The 18,491-nt window shown below is 32.3% G+C and carries 18 protein-coding genes; 13 read left to right on the forward strand and 5 right to left on the reverse strand.

What is annotated here, in order from left to right; all coding sequences use genetic code 11:
• Nucleotides 1–79 precede the first annotated feature (79 nt).
• The 5 genes from B2X73_RS09005 to B2X73_RS09025 all read right to left on the reverse strand — a co-directional run bounded on the left by B2X73_RS09005 (nt 80) and on the right by B2X73_RS09025 (nt 5,120).
• Entirely contained in the window at nt 80–871 is a 792-nt protein-coding gene (locus B2X73_RS09005; protein WP_038332021.1) for a (Fe-S)-binding protein, read from the reverse strand.
• 39 nt (nt 872–910) lie between these two features.
• The gene (locus B2X73_RS09010; RefSeq protein ID WP_125348737.1) at nt 911–1,339 is read right to left on the reverse strand and encodes an LNS2 domain-containing protein; all 429 of its coding nucleotides are present in this window, start codon (nt 1,337–1,339) and stop codon (nt 911–913) included.
• A 71-nt stretch (nt 1,340–1,410) separates the two neighbouring features.
• The gene (locus B2X73_RS09015) at nt 1,411–2,736 is read right to left on the reverse strand and encodes a (Fe-S)-binding protein (protein WP_185144083.1); all 1,326 of its coding nucleotides are present in this window, start codon (nt 2,734–2,736) and stop codon (nt 1,411–1,413) included.
• Nucleotides 2,737–2,790: 54 nt separating this feature from the next.
• Complete coding sequence (locus B2X73_RS09020) at nt 2,791–3,765, reverse strand: MlaD family protein (RefSeq protein ID WP_038332017.1); 975 nt, start codon at nt 3,763–3,765, stop codon at nt 2,791–2,793.
• A gap of 59 nt (nt 3,766–3,824) precedes the next feature.
• Complete coding sequence (locus tag B2X73_RS09025) at nt 3,825–5,120, reverse strand: N-acetylmuramoyl-L-alanine amidase family protein (RefSeq protein ID WP_257467976.1); 1,296 nt, start codon at nt 5,118–5,120, stop codon at nt 3,825–3,827.
• 72 nt (nt 5,121–5,192) lie between these two features.
• Here B2X73_RS09025 and B2X73_RS09030 point away from each other — a divergent pair, with 72 nt between their 5' ends.
• From B2X73_RS09030 to B2X73_RS09090, 13 genes are all read left to right on the forward strand, one after another.
• Complete coding sequence (locus B2X73_RS09030; protein ID WP_291096277.1) at nt 5,193–7,805, forward strand: putative LPS assembly protein LptD; 2,613 nt, start codon at nt 5,193–5,195, stop codon at nt 7,803–7,805.
• Nucleotides 7,806–7,818: 13 nt separating this feature from the next.
• Nucleotides 7,819–8,205: a RidA family protein gene (locus B2X73_RS09035; protein WP_291069485.1), complete on the forward strand. Its 387-nt coding sequence runs from the start codon at nt 7,819–7,821 to the stop codon at nt 8,203–8,205.
• A 9-nt stretch (nt 8,206–8,214) separates the two neighbouring features.
• Nucleotides 8,215–8,691, forward strand: a complete 477-nt coding sequence (locus B2X73_RS09040) for a hypothetical protein (RefSeq protein WP_291096279.1) — start codon at nt 8,215–8,217, stop codon at nt 8,689–8,691.
• A gap of 9 nt (nt 8,692–8,700) precedes the next feature.
• Nucleotides 8,701–9,774, forward strand: a complete 1,074-nt coding sequence (gene pdxA / locus B2X73_RS09045; RefSeq protein WP_291069489.1) for a 4-hydroxythreonine-4-phosphate dehydrogenase PdxA — start codon at nt 8,701–8,703, stop codon at nt 9,772–9,774.
• A gap of 72 nt (nt 9,775–9,846) precedes the next feature.
• On the forward strand, nt 9,847–10,428 hold the full coding sequence (locus tag B2X73_RS09050; RefSeq protein WP_125348725.1) for a YceD family protein: 582 nt from the start codon (nt 9,847–9,849) through the stop codon (nt 10,426–10,428).
• A gap of 55 nt (nt 10,429–10,483) precedes the next feature.
• Entirely contained in the window at nt 10,484–10,681 is a 198-nt protein-coding gene (gene rpmF, locus B2X73_RS09055; RefSeq protein ID WP_019975824.1) for a 50S ribosomal protein L32, read from the forward strand.
• A 125-nt stretch (nt 10,682–10,806) separates the two neighbouring features.
• A complete protein-coding gene (accB, locus tag B2X73_RS09060; RefSeq protein ID WP_125348723.1) occupies nt 10,807–11,289 on the forward strand; it encodes an acetyl-CoA carboxylase biotin carboxyl carrier protein in 483 nt (160 codons plus the stop codon).
• Nucleotides 11,290–11,309: 20 nt separating this feature from the next.
• Nucleotides 11,310–12,674, forward strand: coding sequence for an acetyl-CoA carboxylase biotin carboxylase subunit (accC, locus tag B2X73_RS09065; RefSeq protein WP_221854334.1), 1,365 nt, complete (start codon nt 11,310–11,312; stop codon nt 12,672–12,674).
• Between the two features lie 279 nt (nt 12,675–12,953).
• Nucleotides 12,954–14,273, forward strand: a complete 1,320-nt coding sequence (locus B2X73_RS09070; RefSeq protein ID WP_180905001.1) for a trigger factor — start codon at nt 12,954–12,956, stop codon at nt 14,271–14,273.
• A gap of 50 nt (nt 14,274–14,323) precedes the next feature.
• A complete protein-coding gene (gene clpP, locus B2X73_RS09075; protein ID WP_038331995.1) occupies nt 14,324–14,989 on the forward strand; it encodes an ATP-dependent Clp endopeptidase proteolytic subunit ClpP in 666 nt (221 codons plus the stop codon).
• A gap of 236 nt (nt 14,990–15,225) precedes the next feature.
• Nucleotides 15,226–16,374 carry an ATP-dependent Clp protease ATP-binding subunit ClpX gene (gene clpX, locus B2X73_RS09080; protein ID WP_280062867.1) on the forward strand — a complete coding sequence of 383 codons (1,149 nt, stop codon included), beginning with the start codon at nt 15,226–15,228 and terminating at the stop codon, nt 16,372–16,374.
• Nucleotides 16,375–16,972: 598 nt separating this feature from the next.
• Entirely contained in the window at nt 16,973–17,110 is a 138-nt protein-coding gene (locus B2X73_RS09085; protein WP_286494681.1) for a hypothetical protein, read from the forward strand.
• A 56-nt stretch (nt 17,111–17,166) separates the two neighbouring features.
• Nucleotides 17,167–18,462, forward strand: coding sequence for a TlpA family protein disulfide reductase (locus B2X73_RS09090; protein ID WP_291059229.1), 1,296 nt, complete (start codon nt 17,167–17,169; stop codon nt 18,460–18,462).
• The last annotated feature ends 29 nt before the right edge of the window (nt 18,463–18,491 follow it).

Genomic DNA, 18,491 nt, shown 5'->3' on the forward strand with positions numbered 1-18,491 from the left:
GATGTTAGAAAGCTAAAATTTTTACATAAAAAAGCCATCTCAAAGAGATGGCTTTTTTATATTATTTTTATAAATTCGATTATAAATCTTTCGCTTCCATAATCAATTCAGCTAAGTCTTTTACCATAACCGTTGATTCTTTTTCGAAGTGTTTTACACCGTCTGTCATCATTGTATTACAAAATGGACAACCTGTTGCGATAATGTGCGGCTCTTTCTCTAAAGCCTCTTCTGTACGTTCTACATTGATGTCTTTGTTTCCTTTTTCTGGTTCTTTGAACATCTGCGCTCCACCAGCACCACAACATAATCCACGTGTTTTGCAACGTTTCATTTCGACTAATTCGGCATCTAATTTTTCGATTAATTCGCGAGGCGCTTCGTACACATCGTTACCGCGACCTAAATAACAAGGATCGTGGAAAGTGATTCGTCTTCCTTTGAACGTTTCAGAACCTTCTAATTTCAATTTACCTTCGTTGATTAACTGCTGTAAATATTGAGAATGATGCAAAACTTCATACTCTCCACCTAAACTTGGATATTCATTTTTCAACGTATTGAAACAATGTGGACAAGTTGTAACGATCTTTTTCACTTCGTAAGCATTCAGAACTTCAATATTCATCATAGCTTGCATTTGGAAAACAAATTCGTTACCAGCACGCTTTGCAGGATCACCTGTACACGATTCTTCTGTTCCTAAAACGGCGAATTCTACGCCAATATTATTTAAAATTTTAACGAATGCTCGTGTTATTTTTTTAGCTCTGTCATCAAAACTTCCGGCGCAACCAACCCAAAACAAAACTTCTGGTTGTTTGCCTTCGGCCATATATTGAGCCATTGTTTTAACTGTAATATTTGACATATTTTTTTGTAGTCTTTGTGTTATTTGAATGGATTTAGTTTAATGTTTTCCATCATCAAAAACTTGAATCGAAACATTTTTTTCAACCAAATCTGTAAATTTACCATTGTATCGTGTCGCTTTTACTAAATGGTTGTCAACCCAATGATAATTTCCTCCACGAGGTTTTCCCATTAAAAGTCCATGGTATTTGAAACCATGTTTTTTCAACCAAATTTCTGTGTACTCACGATGTTCTTCTGTACGTGATGTAAAAAATGTGATAATATGTCCTTCGTCGTACCATTTGTTTAATGTTTCTAAAGCATCTGGATATAATTCTGCTGTTAGCATACGTTCTGGTTCTTCGTTTGGAATATCATCGCAAATTGTTCCATCAATGTCAATTAAATAATTTTTAACATTTTCTGGTAAAATAGGACTTACTCTTTCTCCGTTTTCAATTTTTTCCTCTAAGAAATTTTCCATGTGTGCTGTGTTTGTGTGTTATGTACAAAAATTAATAGTTCTTTGAGAATGAGTAATTGTATTTTACAATTTTAATCGTTTGCCCAATTCAATCTATCCGCATTGTTAAATTGCCAAGGAGCTCCATTGTTTTCGACATTTGTCATCATCATGTTCAACTCGTTTGGTGCAGCAGATTGTTCCATTACCAAATAACGACGTAAATCAACAATAATTGATAACGGATCGATATTTACTGGACAAGCCTGTGTACATGCATTACAAGATGTACATGCCCATAATTCTTCTGGTGAAATGTAATCGTTGACAAGCATTTTACCATCATCCACAAAACTTCCGTTTGCATCGATGTTTTTACTTACTTCTTCTAAACGATCACGAGTATCCATCATAATTTTTCGAGGAGATAATTTTTTCCCTGTCAAATTTGCTGGACATTCAGATGTACAACGCCCACACTCCGTACATGTGTAGGCATTCAATAATTGTACTCTGTTTAAATCAAAAATATCTTTTGCTCCAAATGTTTCTGGCTCTCCCTGTGGTTCGGCAGGTGCTGCGTAAGGATCTGCATTTGGATCCATCATCATTTTTACCTCATCTGTTACAGATTGTAAATTATTGAATTCTCCTTTTGGTTCTAACTTAGAAAACCATGTATTTGGAAAAGCCAAAATGATGTGTAAATGTTTTGAATAATACAAATAATTTAAGAAAAAGAAAATTCCGATGATATGAAACCACCAAGCTGCTCTTTCTATAATTGTAATAAATGTGATGTCGTTGAATTGACTAATAATTGGTGCTGTTAACCAAGAAGAAATTGGAAAAGATCCTGTTTCGATATAATGAGGTGCACCCATTTTTTGTAACACTTGATCTGCACCATTCATTGTAAATAAAGCCAACATAAATGCAACCTCCATAATTAGGATATAATTAGCATCGTCTTTTGCCCAGCCTTTCATTTCTGGTTTCCAAAAACGTCCAACTTTTACAAAGTTTCTTCTACAGAAGAAAATGATACACGAAACCATCACCAAAAAGGCTAAAATCTCGAAAAACCCTATCATTCCGTTATAGAAACCTCCTAAGAAACTTAGAATACGGTGTGTTCCGAATACACCATCGATGATAATTTCTAATACTTCGATATTGATTAAAACAAATCCTACATAAACAAAAACATGTAGAATACCAGCAAGAGGACGAACAGTCATTTTACCTTGTCCTAAAGCCACACGAGCCATCGTTTTCCACCTTTCCGCAGGATGATCGAAACGATCTATTTCTTTCCCTAATTTGATGTTACGTATAAGTTTCTTTACGTTTTGCGCAAAGAACCAAATACTTCCTATCATAATTAGAAGAAAGATTACATTTGGAATGTACTTCATCATTTTTTATTAGTCTTTTTGTGAGTTTTGAGTATTTAAATTTTAGTTTTGATTTTATGGCTGAACTGGTTGCTTTTTACCAAAAACAGAGATGTTCACATAACGACTTGGGTTTTTCTTTAAGTCTGTTACCAATTCATTCATATTTTTGATTGTTGCTTCAAGTTCGTTAGCAAGCGTTTCATCTTTTGCTAATTTTCCTAAAGAACCTTTTCCATTATTCATATCTTCTAACAATGTATTTAAGTTTTTAGACGCATTTTCAAAATTCTTAATCACTTGATCTAATTCTAACGCGTTTAATTTATCCGCAGTTTTTCCAAATTTGTCAACCGTAGCTTTTGCAGAAGCCATTGTAGCACTTGCATTGTTAAGCGTTGTGTTCAATGTCTTTTCGTTTGTTTTGATCAAATTATTTGCACTATTTGATGTTGCAGTCAACGATTGCGCTGTTTTGTCGAACGAATCAATTGTATGATTCAAGTTTCTCAACATTGCTTTAATATCTTGTTGAGTTGACGGATCCAAAACATTGTTTACACTTCCTAATGTTTGATTAAAACTTAATAAAACACTATCTAACTTTGCTTGTGTTGGCGTTAATTGTTTCGTCAAACCATCTAACATTCCGCCTGCAATACGACCTTGTAAATAATCACCATCTTTTGCTACATCTGGTCCATAGTCTAATAAAAGTCTAACTTCTGGTCCAGACATAATTCCTGGTTCGTAAATTTCTGCAATTGTTTTTTTCGAAAATTGAATATCTTTTTCGACAGAAATCACGACTTCAAAATAGATAGGTTTTGCAGTATCTATAATTTTAATTTCTTTCACCTGACCAACTCTCAAACCGTTTACAGAAACAGGTTTAGAAGGAGCTAATCCGCTTACATTTTCGTATTTTACAGTAAACAAACGTCCTGATGAAAAAATATTTTGACCTTTTAAGAAATTGAATAGCATGAAAAAACCTACTAAGGTTAAGATGGTAACAACTCCTATTTTTAATTCTTTAGATAACTTCACTTGTTATGATTTTATGCAAAAATAAAATTTAATTTGTAAAGAAACATTTTATATTACGTTTACATTGGTTCTTCACCATTAAATGTAACGATAAAGGCGTTTCTAAAACCTTTGTCTTGTACTTGTTTCAATGTTTTTTGAGCAGATTCCATTGTTTTATCAGAGCCATAATAATATTTCTGAAGTCCACCTTCTTTTACTCGCAACACATTTGTCAATCCATTAAATTTTTCGTCTTTGTCTTTATATTTTTTATTTGATGTCATAAACTGAACACGATAATTTTTACCACCTTCTAATTTTTTATTCGTTTCAAATTCTACAATTTTTGCACCAGAAAATCCTTTACGTTTTACCGTTTGCAACAAATCATCTGCACGAGATTGTAAATCTGTTTCTCCGTAATAATACACGTAATTATCACCTTCCTGAATTACATCTAAATCTGTTAAACCTCTTAATTGCGGCGAAGTTGAAGAAAATTTCATTTTAGACTCCATTACCCTTACCTTCAATTTTTTTCCTTCTACAGGTTTTTCAACTTTTTTAACTGGTTTAGGTTTTTCGTCCTCGTCCTCTACTCCACTTCTACGATCATATTCTTTTTTGAATTGTTTAAAAGCTTCATAAATTGTAGTCGTCGTTTTATCTTTTCCTTCGTCTGATGCTAAAAATGTTCCTTCATCATAATTCGAAATAAATCCTAACTCTACCAAAACAGAAGGAGAAGCATTTCCTCTCAACACGTGAAAATTTGCTTGTTTAACACCTCTACTTTTTCTGAAATCACGATTTACGAAACCTTTTTCTACCAAATCTGCAAAACGAATAGATTGTTCTTTATAAGCTGCATTCATAATCTCAAAAGCGATAACCGCTTCCGGATCATTTGGATTAAATTTTTCGTAACGTTCTTGATCTTTCTCTAAAAACACAACCGAGTTTTCACGTTTAGAAACTTCATCTGTTTCGTTAGATCGTTTCAATCCCATTACAAATGTTTCTGTTCCTGTTGCGCTTTTGTTATCAGCCGAATTACAGTGAATCGAGACAAATAAATTCGCATGATTATCATTTGAAATTCGTGTACGTTCCCATAATTCTAAAAAAATATCTGTATCACGTGTTAAAACAACTTTAACATCTTTGTGATTTTTCTTAATTAACTCCGCTAATCTTTTCGAAACATCTAACGTGATATTCTTTTCATAATCAGCGACTCCCCTTGCTCCAGCATCATGTCCACCATGACCAGCATCAATAACAATTACAAAATTTTGCTTTTTTTGTGCAAATGAAAATGTAGAAAATACCATCATCATCGCAAAAAATAAATACTTTTGTATGTTAATCATTTTTAAACTCATACTATAGGTTTGTTTTTTTGATTAATTTTGACGCAATTTATAAAAAATAAGTTTTTCAATTTGTTTACAAAGGCAATTAAATCGATTTTATTTTTTAGTCCAGTTATGGTTTGCACCGTTTCTTTTGGACAAGTTAAGCAAAATAATAACGATAAAGATCACTCTAAGATAGTTTCTGATTCTGTAAAATTAGATACTATTATCCCTGTAAAAGAGAAATTAGAGTTTGTGGTAGAGCACAATTCCGAGGACGAAATACATAATCGTAAAAAACGTATGACTTACCTTTTGCGTAAGGCACATGTAGTTTACGGCGATATGACTATTGATGCAGATTATATCGAACTAAATTGGGATACAGGTGATGTATATGCCGAAGGTAAGCGCGATTCTATTGGGAATATTATTGAAAAAACTAAGTTTACACAAGGTCAACAAGAAATTTTGCAAGATGCTTTCAAAGTAAATTTCAAAACGAAAGTTGGAATTGCGTATAACATTCGCATGACGCAAGAAGATGGAATCATCATTGCTGATAAAGCGAAGCGTGTCAATGATTCGGTAATGTTATTAAAACGTGCCGATTTTACAACGGATACATATTTTAAAGAAGGAAAAGATACTCGACCAGATTATTTTCTTCGCGCCAAAGAAGGAAAAATGATTGATAAAAATGGTAAGAAAACATTAATTACCGGACCTATCAATATGTGGATTTATGACGTACCAACACCGCTAGCTTTACCATTTGGTTACATTCCAGCGATGGGTGCAAAACGTGCCGCAGGTATTTTGATGCCTCGCCCAGGTGAACGTACAAATCTTGGTTTCTTTATCGAAGATTTAGGGTTTTATGTTCCATTTGGAGATAATTTTGATTTAAAACTTTCGGGGGATGTTTATACAAAAGGTAGTTGGGCTGCTAGAGCCGAGTCTACCTATAAAAAACGTTATAAATACAATGGACGACTTGCAGCCAATGTAGAAAATCGCTTAACTGGTATCAAAGGTCTTACAGAAGGTTCTAATGCGTTTTCTAAACAAAATATGTTTGGTGTAATGTGGTCGCATAGCCAAGACCCAAAAGCAAATCCATATTGGTTATTCAATGCTAATGTTAACTTTTCGAGTTCGAAATATTACCGTGAATCTGTACGAAATCAATACATCAATACTGGACAAGTTTTTACAAACAACGTTAACTCGTCTATCAACTTAACAAAAAACTTTGAGAATGCACCTCTAACAGCTCAATTGAGTATGTCTCACTCTCAAAACTATAATACTGGAGATATTAACATTGCATTTCCTCGTTTCAATTTGACAATGTCTCGTATTTTCCCTTTTGCAAAGAAAAATATGCCAAAAGAAGGTTTAATTCAAAATCTTGGTTTAACGTATAGTATGCAAGCCGGAAATGAAGTTAACACCAACGACAAAGATATTTTTACAGACAAAATGTGGAAAGATCAAATGCGAATGGGAGCCAATCACAAAATTGGTTTGCAAACAGGTATTACACTTGCTAATTATTTCCCATTAACACTTTCTTCTGACTATAATGAAGTTTGGGGTGATAATCGTTTGATTAAAAATTACAATTCTGTTAACGGAAAAGTAGAAGACACAACATTGAAAGGATTCAATTCTTATCGAACATTTAATTTCAATGCTTCTGTTTCAACAAATATTTATGGATTATATCTTAATCCAAATAAAGATGCTAAGATTTTAGGAATTCAGCACGTAATTACACCATCTATTGGTTATAGTTACACGCCAGATTTCCAAAGTCAATCTTGGGGATATTATAAAGCGTATCAAAACCAAAATCAAGAAGAAGTTTGGTACAACCAATATCAAAACATGTTGTATGGTGTATCAATTCCTGGTTTAACAAATTCATTAAACTTTGGAATTTCGAACAATTTAGAGATGAAAGTAAAAGATACAAATGATCCGAAAGGTTTCAAAAAAGTAAAGATTTTTGAATATTTACGTTTGAGTTCATCTTATAATTTCTCTGCAGATGAATTTAAACTTTCTCCAATTAGTATTAATGGAATGACATCTTTGTTTGATAGAAAAGTTAATGTACAATTCTCATCAACTGTTAATCCATATAAAATTCAACGTTACATTAATGCTGAAGGAAGTGAAGTTGCGCAATACATTGATGAACTTGGCTTAGGAAATCTTCGTATTTCGAATATGACATTAGGAACAGGTTACACATTTGATAATAGTACATTTGGTGGAAAACGTTTCGATGCCAAGAACTATAAAAAGCGTGGAACAGTTCGTGACGAAAATTTCTATTACGACAGCGATAATTATGCTCAATTTGCTATTCCTTGGAGTTTAACAGCTAATTTAAGTTATAATTATAGCAAAGGAACAGAACGAAAAGGAAGTAGCACAGGTTCTATTGCAATGAATGGTAAAATTTCACCAACACCATATTGGGCAATTTCGGCAAATGCAACTTACGATTTTATCAAAAGTGAAATTACCTATGTACGTTTTGGTTTTGAAAGAGATTTACGAAGCTTTACCTTATCGTTCAACTGGACGCCAATGGGAACATATAAAAGTTATGATTTCTTTATCGGAATCAAAGCATCAATCTTACAAGATTTAAAATACAACGACAGATCAAGACTTAATTACTAAAAAAAATATTAATATGAAAAAACAAATCGTTCATACAGAAAAAGCACCACAAGCAATTGGACCTTATTCACAAGGTGTAAAATACAACGGATTTATTTACACATCAGGACAAATTCCTTTTAATGTAGAAAAAAATGAGTTGGTTACAACAGGTATTCAAGATGAAGTTCATCAAGTAATGAAAAATGTAATTGCAATTTTAGAAGCGGGTGGAACAACAATTGACCAAGTTGTAAAAACAACAATTTTCGTTAAGGATTTGAATGATTTCAATGCTGTCAACGAAGTTTATGCTTCTTTTTTTAATGACGAAAATTATCCTGCACGCGAATGTGTAGAAGTTGCTCGTTTACCACGCGACGTAAATGTTGAAATTTCTGTAATCGCTATTGCAGACTAATAAAATATTATGCTAAAAGACAAAACTGTATTAAGAAACACAATTGCTGTAGTGGTAGGATTAGCTGTAATCTTTACCATTATACAATTTGGTCTTATATACAACGCGGATAGATTAGGATGGGACGACAAAGTTTTTCCGGAATGGAGACACATCATCAAATACTTTTCGCACCAAGAAGGAAAAAAATTCGAAGTTCAATTTTTTGGATCAATGCTCGCAATTAGCGGAATTGCAGCTTTAGTTGGAGGTGTTGTAACTGCACTTATCGTAAGAAGAGCCAAACAAGCTTACACAATGTTTGTAGGTTTTATTGTCCTAATCGTTGCATTAGGCGACGTTCTTATCACGCCAAATCACCCAACTTGGTACGAAATTGCGATCTGTCCAGTTTTATTCTTTTCATCATGGATTGGAGGTTTAATTGTAGATTTAATTTACAAGAAATTTTTCAAAAAATACAAACCATCCAGCCAATCATATTAAACTAACATTATGTCTGAAAAAGATAGAAAAATTAGAGTTGCCATTTCGATTGGTGATTATAACGGAATCGGAATTGAAGTCATTTTAAAAACCTTACAAGAAAAAGAAATAACAGAATTTTTTACGCCTGTTATTTTCGGTTCTACCAAATTATTATCGTATCAAAAAGATCGTTTAAAATTTGACCGAATCAATTTTCAAGGTATTCAAGATGCGAATCAAATTGTAGACGGAAAAATCAATGTGGTTAATCTTTGGAAAGATCAAATTGATGTACATTATGGTAAAGTAACCAAAGAAGCTGGTGAACACGCTTATCAATCGTTAAAAGCGGCTGCAAAATCTGTTTCAGATGGTTTTACAGATGTTTTGGTAACGGCTCCAATTAATAAAGATAATATTCAGTCCGAAGAATTTCATTTCCCTGGTCATACCGAATATTTAGGAGAAGTTTGGGGAGGAAAACCTTTGATGTTCTTAGTTTCGGAGAAATTGAGAGTAGGTTTAGTGACTCAACATATTCCGATTAGCGAAGTTGCAAAACAAATTAATCCAAAATCTGTTTATGCAAAAATTCAACAAATTCATAAAAGTTTGATTGAAGATTACGCCATCGAAAAACCAAAAATTGCAGTTCTTGGACTTAATCCTCATGCAGGCGATAATGGTTTATTAGGATCAGAAGAAAAAGAAATTATTTCGCCAGTTATCGAGCGTTGCATTAACGAAAATCAATTAGTTTTTGGACCTTATTCGGCAGATAGTTTTTTCAATCCAAATAATTTAGACGCTTTTGATGCGGTTTTAGCCATGTATCACGATCAAGGATTGGTTGCTTTCAAAACAATTAGTTTTGATGAAGGAGTTAATTATACAGCTGGATTAAAATTTGTACGAACTTCGCCAGATCATGGTGTGGCTTACGACATCGCAGGAAAAGGAATTGCAAACGAAGAATCATTTAAGGAAGCTATTTTTTCAGCGATCGAATTATATAAAAATCGAAACGAATACCAAGAGCTAACAAAAAATGTATTGCAACATATTCCTCTAAAATTAGAAAAAGGCGATAATAAAGAATAAAAAATTAAAATAAGTTGCAAAGAGCTATTAATTTTAAATAAATTAGATTATCTTTGCACACCTTTTTGTGGTATGGACAAGTTAAAAAATTATAATATTGTATTTACAAGCTTGCCTTTTGGTAAGAGTGATTTTACATTCGAATTATCACAATCGTTCTTTGATTTATTTGAAATTGAGCAGGATTTTGACAATCCTAATTTAATTGCAACAATTATTTTAGACAAAAAATCGACAATGCTTGAGTTAGAAATCAGCTTAAAAGGGGACATTACGGTTCCTTGTGATTTGACTGGAGAATTGTTTCAGCAAGAAATTTCAAATAATGCAGAATTAATTGTTAAATTTGGAAACGAGTTTGACGATACTGATTTTGAAATGTGGGTAATTCCAAGAGAGGAATACCAAATCAACGTTGCGCAAGTTCTTTATGAATTGGCAATGTTATCAGTACCAACAAAACGAATTCATCCCGATGTCTTGAATGGCAAAAGCGATTCTGAAATGATTGAATTGTTAGACCAATACAGCATTTACGAATTAGACGAAGATGAAGAATACGAGCATTACGATGAAGACAACAACAATGATGACGATGACGATAATAACGACATTGATCCTCGTTGGGCAAAATTGAAAGATTTGAAACCTTAATTGGTTTTTATTATTAAAATAAATTATAGAAATAAAGAAAAAAAAGTAGTTAGATATGGCACATCCTAAGAGAAGACAGTCGTCAACAAGAAGAGATAAACGTAGAACACACTACAAAATCGAAGCTCCACAATTAGCAATCGATAAAACAACAGGTGAAGCACATTTATATCACAGAGCTCACTGGTCTGACGGAAAATTATACTACAAAGGTAAAGTAGTATTAGAGAAAGTACAAGAAGTTACTGAATAATATAATCTTCGAAAGATTTTGAAGCTGTTTCTAAAAAGAAACAGCTTTTTTTATTTTTTTTTCAATACCTTTGAAATCGTTTTATAAAAAACAAACATAAAAGGTCAAATAAAAAACCGCATTATATGGACATTAAAGACATTCAAAATTTAATTAGATTCGTATCAAAAGCAGAAGTTGCTGAAGTAAGCATCAAACAAGATGACATCGAAATCAAAATCAAAACTTTAGCAAGCGTACCTGCACAAGTTGCATCTCAACAAATTTATGTACCACAAGCTCCTGTAGCTCCAATTGCCGCTCCTCAAGCGTCAGCAGCTGCACCAGCAAATAACTCTACAACATCAACAGAAGAAGAAAATAGTAATTTAATTACAGTTAAATCTCCTATGATTGGTACTTTCTACCGTGCTGCAGGACCAGGTAAAGAACCTTTTATTAATGTAGGTGATGCTATTGCTCCAGGTAAAGTTTTATGTATTGTTGAAGCAATGAAGCTATTCAACGAAATCGAATCAGAAGTTTCTGGAAAAATTGTAAAAATCTTAGTGGACGACGCTAGTCCAGTTGAGTACGATCAACCATTATTCTTAGTTGATCCAGCTTAATCAATTACATCTAAAAAATTATGTTTAAAAAGATATTAATCGCTAATAGAGGTGAAATTGCAATGCGTATTATACGTACTGCAAAAGAAATGGGAATCAAAACGGTTGCCGTTTACTCTAAAGCAGACGAGACTTCATTACACGTACGTTTCGCTGACGAAGCTGTGTGTATTGGTCCTGCTCCAAGTAAAGATTCGTACCTAAAAATGGCTAACATCATCGCGGCTGCAGAAATTACTGACGCGGATGCTATTCACCCAGGTTACGGGTTTTTATCTGAAAACTCAACTTTTTCTAAAATCTGTGCTTCTAACGGAATCAAATTCATCGGTGCTTCTGCAGAAAATATCGAGCGTATGGGAGATAAAGCCAATGCGAAAGCTACTATGAAAGAAGCTGGTGTTCCTGTAGTACCAGGTTCTGATGGTTTATTAGAAAGCTATGAGCAAGCCTTAGAAGTTGCGCGCGAAATTAAATACCCAGTTATGATGAAAGCTACTGCCGGTGGTGGTGGTAAAGGTATGCGTGCAATTTGGAAAGAAGAAGATTTATTACACGCATGGGAATCTGCTCGTACAGAAGCTGCTGCAGCTTTTGGTAACGACGGAATGTATATGGAAAAATTAATCGAAGAACCACGTCATATCGAGATTCAAGTTGCAAGTGACCAAAACGGTAAAGCTTGTCACTTATCAGAACGTGACTGTTCTATTCAACGTCGTAATCAAAAATTAGCAGAAGAAACCCCTTCTCCAATCATGACAGACGAATTACGTCAACGTATGGGAGATGCAGCAGTTAAAGCTTGTGAATATATAGGTTATGAAGGTGTTGGCACAATTGAATTCTTAGTTGACAAACACGGAGATTTCTACTTTATGGAAATGAATACTCGTATCCAAGTAGAGCATCCAATTACTGAGCAAGTAACAGGTTTCGATTTAATTCGTGAACAAATTATGTTAGCGGATGGTGAGCCAATCTCTGGTCAAAACTATTATCCAAACGGACATTCTATCGAGTGTCGTATCAATGCAGAAGATCCTTATAACGACTTCCGCCCTTCTCCAGGGAAAATTACAAATATTAATATTCCTGGTGGTAACGGTGTTCGTGTTGATACACACGTTTATGCTGGATATACAATTCCACCAAATTACGATTCTATGATTGCAAAAATCATTGTTACTGCACAAACGCGTGAAGAAGCAATAGCAAAAATGAAACGTGCGTTAGGGGAATTTTATATCGAAGGTATCAAAACAACGATTCCTTTCCACTTACAGTTGATGGATAATCCAGATTTTATCGCGGGTAATTACACAACTAAATTTATGGAGGATTTTGTTTTTGACGAATCTTACGCAAATTACGGAGAATTATAAGAAATTAAATTTTCGAAATATTGAAAATCCAGAACGTATATTCTGGATTTTTTTATGTCATTGTGTCAGCAAAAATCAAATGGCTTAATTGTTGAAAATATCACCTCAGAAAAGTAGTAAATAATCAATTCAATCATTCCATCTAAAATCAAAATATCAAGTATTTGATAAGATTCCATCCGAATTGTTAATTTATAGTGAATGAATTGATTGTAATATTACTTTTTACTATTAAAAATCATTAATAATTTATACATTTGCACTCCAAATTTAAGGTAGATGAATATTACTAAAAATACAACAGACAAATTAAACGCAGTATTAACTGTAACTGTTGATAAGGCAGATTATCAAGAAAAAGTAGTTGATGTATTAAACCAATACAGAAAAACAGCTAACATCAAAGGTTTCCGTAAAGGACAAGTTCCTATGAGCTTTGTAAAAAAACAATACGAACAAGCTGTTGTTTTTGATACAGTTAACGAAATTTTACAAAAAAGTGTATCTGAATACATCAACACAGAAAAATTATCAATCTTAGGAAATCCAGTTCCAGTAATGAAAGATGTTGATTGGGATGCTGATCAATTATCATTTGATTTCGAATTAGGATTAGCTCCAGAATTTGATGTTGATTTATCTAAAGTAGAAGTTGACAGCTACAAAGTAAAAGTTGCTGACGACGAAATCCAAAAATATGTAGATAATTTCGCTGCTCGTTTTGGATCATTAAAATCTTTAACTGAAGCTGAAGCTGAAGCTGTATTGAAAGTAGAAGCTGCTGTAGAAGGACAAGAAGCTAAACCAACATTTATCCGTTTAGAAGAATTGAAAGATGCTTCTGCATTTATCGGTAAAAAAGCTGGTGATGTTGTAGAAGTAAATTCTAACGATATTTTTGACACTGCTGAAGAAGCTGCACAACAATTGAACACAGAAGTTTCTGAAGAAGGAACTAACGTTACGTATACAATCAAAGAAATTAACAAAGCTGAAAAAGCTGAAGTTAATCAAGAATTATTTGATAAAGTTTATGGAGAAGGAGCTGTAGATTCAGAAGAAGCTTTCCGTAACAAAATCAAAGAAGAGTCAGAAAACATGTACAACAAAGAATCTGACAAACAAATTATCAATGATGTTGTAGCTAAATTATTAGATACAGTTCAATTTGATTTACCAACAGAATTTTTAACAAAATGGTTAATCACTTCTAACGAAAATGTAACTTCTGAAGAGCAAGCGAAAGAAGAATTGGTAAAAATGGACAAAGGTTTACGTTACCAATTAATCGAAGCTAAAATTGCTGAAGTTAACAATGTAGAAGTAAATGCTGAGGAAGTAAAAGAAGCTGCTTTTGCTGCAATCAAAGATCAATTAAAAATGTACGGTCAAACTTCTATTCCAGAAGAAACATTACAACAAATTGCAATGTCTGCTTTACAGAATCAAGAAGAATACAACCGTTTATCATACCAAGTGTTTACAGACAAAATGTTAGACATCTTCAAAAACAATGTAAAATTGAACGAGAAAGAAGTAACATTTGACGAGTTTGTTGACATTATTACAGAAAAAAATAAAGAATTAGCAGAAGCTTAATCACTTCTAAAAAATTCTTTATACCTTTCATTTAAAATCTAAATTTAATAATGAAAAACGTAGGAGAAGAATTTAAAAAATATGCGCTGTTAGACAAAGGAATTAGCTCTTTACATATGGAGAGTTACATCCAAAATACAACGCCTTACATCGTTGAAGAAAGAAAATTGAACGTTGCACAAATGGACGTTTTCTCTCGTTTGATGATGGATAGAATCATCTTTTTAGGAACAGGAATCGATGATCAAATTGCAAATATTATTCAAGCACAATTATTGTTCTTAGAAAGTGTAGATGCAACAAAAGATATTCAGATTTATGTTAACTCACCAGGTGGTGGTGTTTATGCAGGATTAGGAATTTACGACACAATGCAGTTAGTAAAACCAGATGTTGCAACAATTTGTACAGGAATGGCAGCTTCTATGGGAGCAGTTTTATTATGTGCAGGTGCAGCAGGAAAACGTTCAGCACTTAAACATTCTCGCGTGATGATTCATCAACCTTTAGGAGGTGCTCAAGGACAAGCAACTGATATGGAAATTACATTGAAGGAAATCTTGAAATTAAAAAAAGAATTATACGACATTCTTGCAACTCATTCTGGTCAAACTTTCGAGCAAATCGAAAAAGATGGTGAACGTGATTACTGGATGACTTCACAAGAAGCAAAAGAATATGGAATGATTGACGAAGTTTTATTGCCTCGTAAATAATTTTAAATTCAATAAAAATACAAAAAAAGGATACTCAACTTATTGAGTATCCTTTTTCGTTTACAAATACTTAAAAATTTGTAAAACAATAAGAAAGAAACATAAAAAACAATAATCTAAAATAAGATAACTTCATCCTTTATTTTACCATAATTTATACTGATAGAAATTAACAAATAAATATTTTCTATCTAAAAGAAAATAAATACCTTTGCATCTTAATTAAGTATAGAAAATTGGAAGAAAATAAGTGCTCTTTTTGCGGAAAAAGCAGAAACGAAGTAAATATTTTAGTGTCTGGAATCGACGGTAATATTTGTGATAATTGCATAGAACAAGCTCATGGTATAGTTTTAGAAGAATCGAAATTTAACGAAAATAACGATTTGATAAAACCATTAACGCTAAAATCTCCGAAAGAAATTAAAGAGTTTTTAGATGATTACGTGATTGGTCAAGACCAGGCAAAAAAAATATTGTCGGTTGCCGTATACAACCATTACAAAAGAATATTACTAGACAAAGAAAATGATGTAGAGATTGATAAATCGAACGTAATTTTAGTTGGAGAAACAGGAAGTGGAAAAACATTATTAGCTAAAACAATTGCTAAGTTATTAAATGTTCCGTTTGCAATAGTTGATGCAACTGTACTTACAGAAGCTGGATATGTAGGAGAAGATGTAGAAAGTATTTTGACGCGTCTTTTACAATCTGCTGATTACAATGTAGAGCTTGCCGAAAAAGGAATCGTATTTATTGATGAAGTAGATAAAATTGCACGTAAAAGTGACAATCCATCTATTACACGTGACGTTTCTGGAGAAGGTGTACAACAAGCTTTGCTTAAAATTTTGGAAGGAACTATTGTTAACGTGCCACCAAAAGGAGGACGTAAGCATCCTGATCAAAAATTTATAGAAGTTAATACAAAAGATATTTTATTTGTGGCTGGTGGAGCTTTTTCTGGAATAGAAAAACACATTGCAGATCGTTTGAAGAAACACGTAATTGGTTTCAAGAATGAGGATCACAAAGAAATCGAAAATCTTTTGGATGAAGTAAATGCACAAGATTTGAAAAACTTTGGTATCATTCCAGAATTAATTGGACGTTTACCAATTATTACGTATCTTAAAGCATTAGATAAAGAAGCGATGAGAGCTATTTTGACAGAACCAAAAAACTCTCTAATGAAACAATATACAAAACTTTTTGCCCTAGACGGAAAAGAGCTTGTAGTGACGGACGAAACCCTAAATAGAATTGTAGACCGTGCCAATGAACTGGGTTTAGGAGCTCGAGGATTACGAGCAGTTACGGAAGAAATCTTTACTGATTTAATGTATAACATTAAAGATTTACCAGAAAAAGTTATAATATAATCTGTTGAATAGTAACTTATTAATAAATATTTTTATATTTGTAATAAAATTATTATTTAATTTAATAGAAACCTACCAAAAATAACATAATTTATGAAAAAGAATCTACTTGCTTTAGTCACACTTGCTTAGGTCTATAGTGATTCTACACAATATAAATATATAAAAAATAGCTGACGATAAAATTAATAATCGCTTAGAATTCTATTGGAATCAATCACCAAAAACACTAGATATAAATGATTTAAATAAGCTACTATTTATATTGAAATAATGGAGGTCATTTTGTTAAATTTGAGCAAAGTAATACAACCGCTAATATTTCAATTTTTAATTTAATTGGACGTCAAATATTTTATAAAACAATATTTCTACAAATACAGATTATAATTTAAATATTAATAATATTCCAACCTTATATTTGGTTAAGATTGTATATTAAGGTGGTGAAACTTTAACGAAGAAAACCATTAACAAATAAAACTAGCTATGAAAAAATTATTGAAAATTAACTTGTTTTTTTTATTTGTTTTCATTATTAATGTATCTGTTAACGCCCAACCTACAAATCCTTTATTCAGATTGGAAAAATTGTAATATGAACGGAGATAATACAGGAAATAGGGATGGTATTAGAAAAGTATCTATTCATGATTATGCACCTTTTTTAATTGTTACAGCTGTAACAATTGCAGGAATAGATTCATATGAACAAAGACTAATAATTAAAAAATAAATTCATACTTTTAAACCTCAATCAATAGATTGAGGTTTTTTTATATCAAACAAACTATGAAAAATAAATTTATACTGCCGCTTGTTGTTTTAGGAAGTTCTGTCTTTGGGCAGTTTAATGTTTCTGGGCAAATAGAAAATTATGCAAATAAACCTGTTTTGGTTAAAATTTTCGACAATGCCGAAATGAAATTAATCAACAATGCGATTACTGATAACAACGGAAATTTTTCTGTAAAAGTTCCAAAAGAATACAATGGTTTTGTACGTATTGATTTGCCAACAGGTGAAAATCTTTCGTTATTAACTGATAACAAAAATCTAAAATTCAAAACGGTTAGTGGGCAAGAAATATCTACTAAACTTGAAATTTTTGAGGGAAATACACAAAAGGAATACAATAAAGTTTTAGCACTTCAACCATTAAATGAAATTCAGAACCAGGTTTTTCCTTATTTAATGCAAATGTATAAACCAACTGATGAATTTTATACAGCAATGGTAAAAGAAGATAAGCGTATAAAAGAGTTGAAACGTAACGAAAATTTTTCGCCATTAATTACCTATATTAATGAGTTGAATGATTTGAAACAAAAAGCTCAAACAAATAAAGATGCTGAAACGCTAAATGAAATTGTGAATCATTTTGTAAAAGATGATATACGATTGGAGCAATCTGGAATGTTTAATGATTTAGTTTTTGCTTATATTAATGGAAAATTAGCTGCTGCAAACAATCAAGATGTAGAAGGGAATTTAATTGCTGCTACAGACGAAATTTTGGCTAAAACAGATATCAAAACGACAAGAGGTCAAAATGTATTGACAACTATCTTAAACTTTGTTCCTGAAAAAGAATATGCAAATTTTCATAAAAAATATGTAGATAAAGTAAAAAGTTTGACTTCTAATGTAACAGATCAATTGAAAAAGAAAGTGGAAAAAAGCGCTTCTATGCAAGTGGGAAGTAAAGTTCCTAATATCACTTTTCCTCAACCTGTTAATGGGAAAAAATCATTATATGATATCAAAGAAGATCAAAAATTAATTGTTTTCTGGGCTTCTTGGTGTCCTGCTTGTCAACAAGAAATCCCGCACATTAAAGAGTTTTACAAGAACTTCAAATCAAAAGGTGGAGAAATTGTTGCTATTTCTTTAGACTATGATCAAACAGCGTTTAACAATGCTACGAAAGAATTACCTTGGTACAATTATACTGATCTTTTGAGATGGGATTCGCCAATCGCGGCAGAATATGGAATAGAATCTACTCCTACTCTAATTTTGGTTGATAAAGACAATAAATTAATTAAGAAAGTTCATCATATTTCTGAGTTAGAAGTATCGAAATAATAACGAAAAAGCTACATTGAAAATCAATG

This window comes from Empedobacter sp. UBA7252 (assembly GCF_002472765.1).
In the GTDB taxonomy this organism is placed as follows: domain Bacteria; phylum Bacteroidota; class Bacteroidia; order Flavobacteriales; family Weeksellaceae; genus Empedobacter; species Empedobacter falsenii_B.

What these genes read in the sequence shown, in the direction of transcription:
- accC (WP_221854334.1), top strand. Translation starts at nt 11,310, where the DNA reads ATGTTTAAAAAGATATTAATCGCTAATAGAGGTGAAATTGCAATGCGT.
- B2X73_RS09035 (WP_291069485.1), top strand. Translation starts at nt 7,819, where the DNA reads ATGAAAAAACAAATCGTTCATACAGAAAAAGCACCACAAGCAATTGGA.
- B2X73_RS09090 (WP_291059229.1), top strand. Translation starts at nt 17,167, where the DNA reads ATGAAAAATAAATTTATACTGCCGCTTGTTGTTTTAGGAAGTTCTGTC.
- B2X73_RS09040 (WP_291096279.1), top strand. Translation starts at nt 8,215, where the DNA reads ATGCTAAAAGACAAAACTGTATTAAGAAACACAATTGCTGTAGTGGTA.
- B2X73_RS09070 (WP_180905001.1), top strand. Translation starts at nt 12,954, where the DNA reads ATGAATATTACTAAAAATACAACAGACAAATTAAACGCAGTATTAACT.
- B2X73_RS09085 (WP_286494681.1), top strand. Translation starts at nt 16,973, where the DNA reads ATGAACGGAGATAATACAGGAAATAGGGATGGTATTAGAAAAGTATCT.
- pdxA (WP_291069489.1), top strand. Translation starts at nt 8,701, where the DNA reads ATGTCTGAAAAAGATAGAAAAATTAGAGTTGCCATTTCGATTGGTGAT.
- accB (WP_125348723.1), top strand. Translation starts at nt 10,807, where the DNA reads ATGGACATTAAAGACATTCAAAATTTAATTAGATTCGTATCAAAAGCA.
- B2X73_RS09010 (WP_125348737.1), bottom strand. Translation starts at nt 1,339, where the DNA reads ATGGAAAATTTCTTAGAGGAAAAAATTGAAAACGGAGAAAGAGTAAGT.
- B2X73_RS09005 (WP_038332021.1), bottom strand. Translation starts at nt 871, where the DNA reads ATGTCAAATATTACAGTTAAAACAATGGCTCAATATATGGCCGAAGGC.
- B2X73_RS09050 (WP_125348725.1), top strand. Translation starts at nt 9,847, where the DNA reads ATGGACAAGTTAAAAAATTATAATATTGTATTTACAAGCTTGCCTTTT.
- B2X73_RS09015 (WP_185144083.1), bottom strand. Translation starts at nt 2,736, where the DNA reads ATGAAGTACATTCCAAATGTAATCTTTCTTCTAATTATGATAGGAAGT.
- B2X73_RS09025 (WP_257467976.1), bottom strand. Translation starts at nt 5,120, where the DNA reads ATGATTAACATACAAAAGTATTTATTTTTTGCGATGATGATGGTATTT.
- rpmF (WP_019975824.1), top strand. Translation starts at nt 10,484, where the DNA reads ATGGCACATCCTAAGAGAAGACAGTCGTCAACAAGAAGAGATAAACGT.
- clpP (WP_038331995.1), top strand. Translation starts at nt 14,324, where the DNA reads ATGAAAAACGTAGGAGAAGAATTTAAAAAATATGCGCTGTTAGACAAA.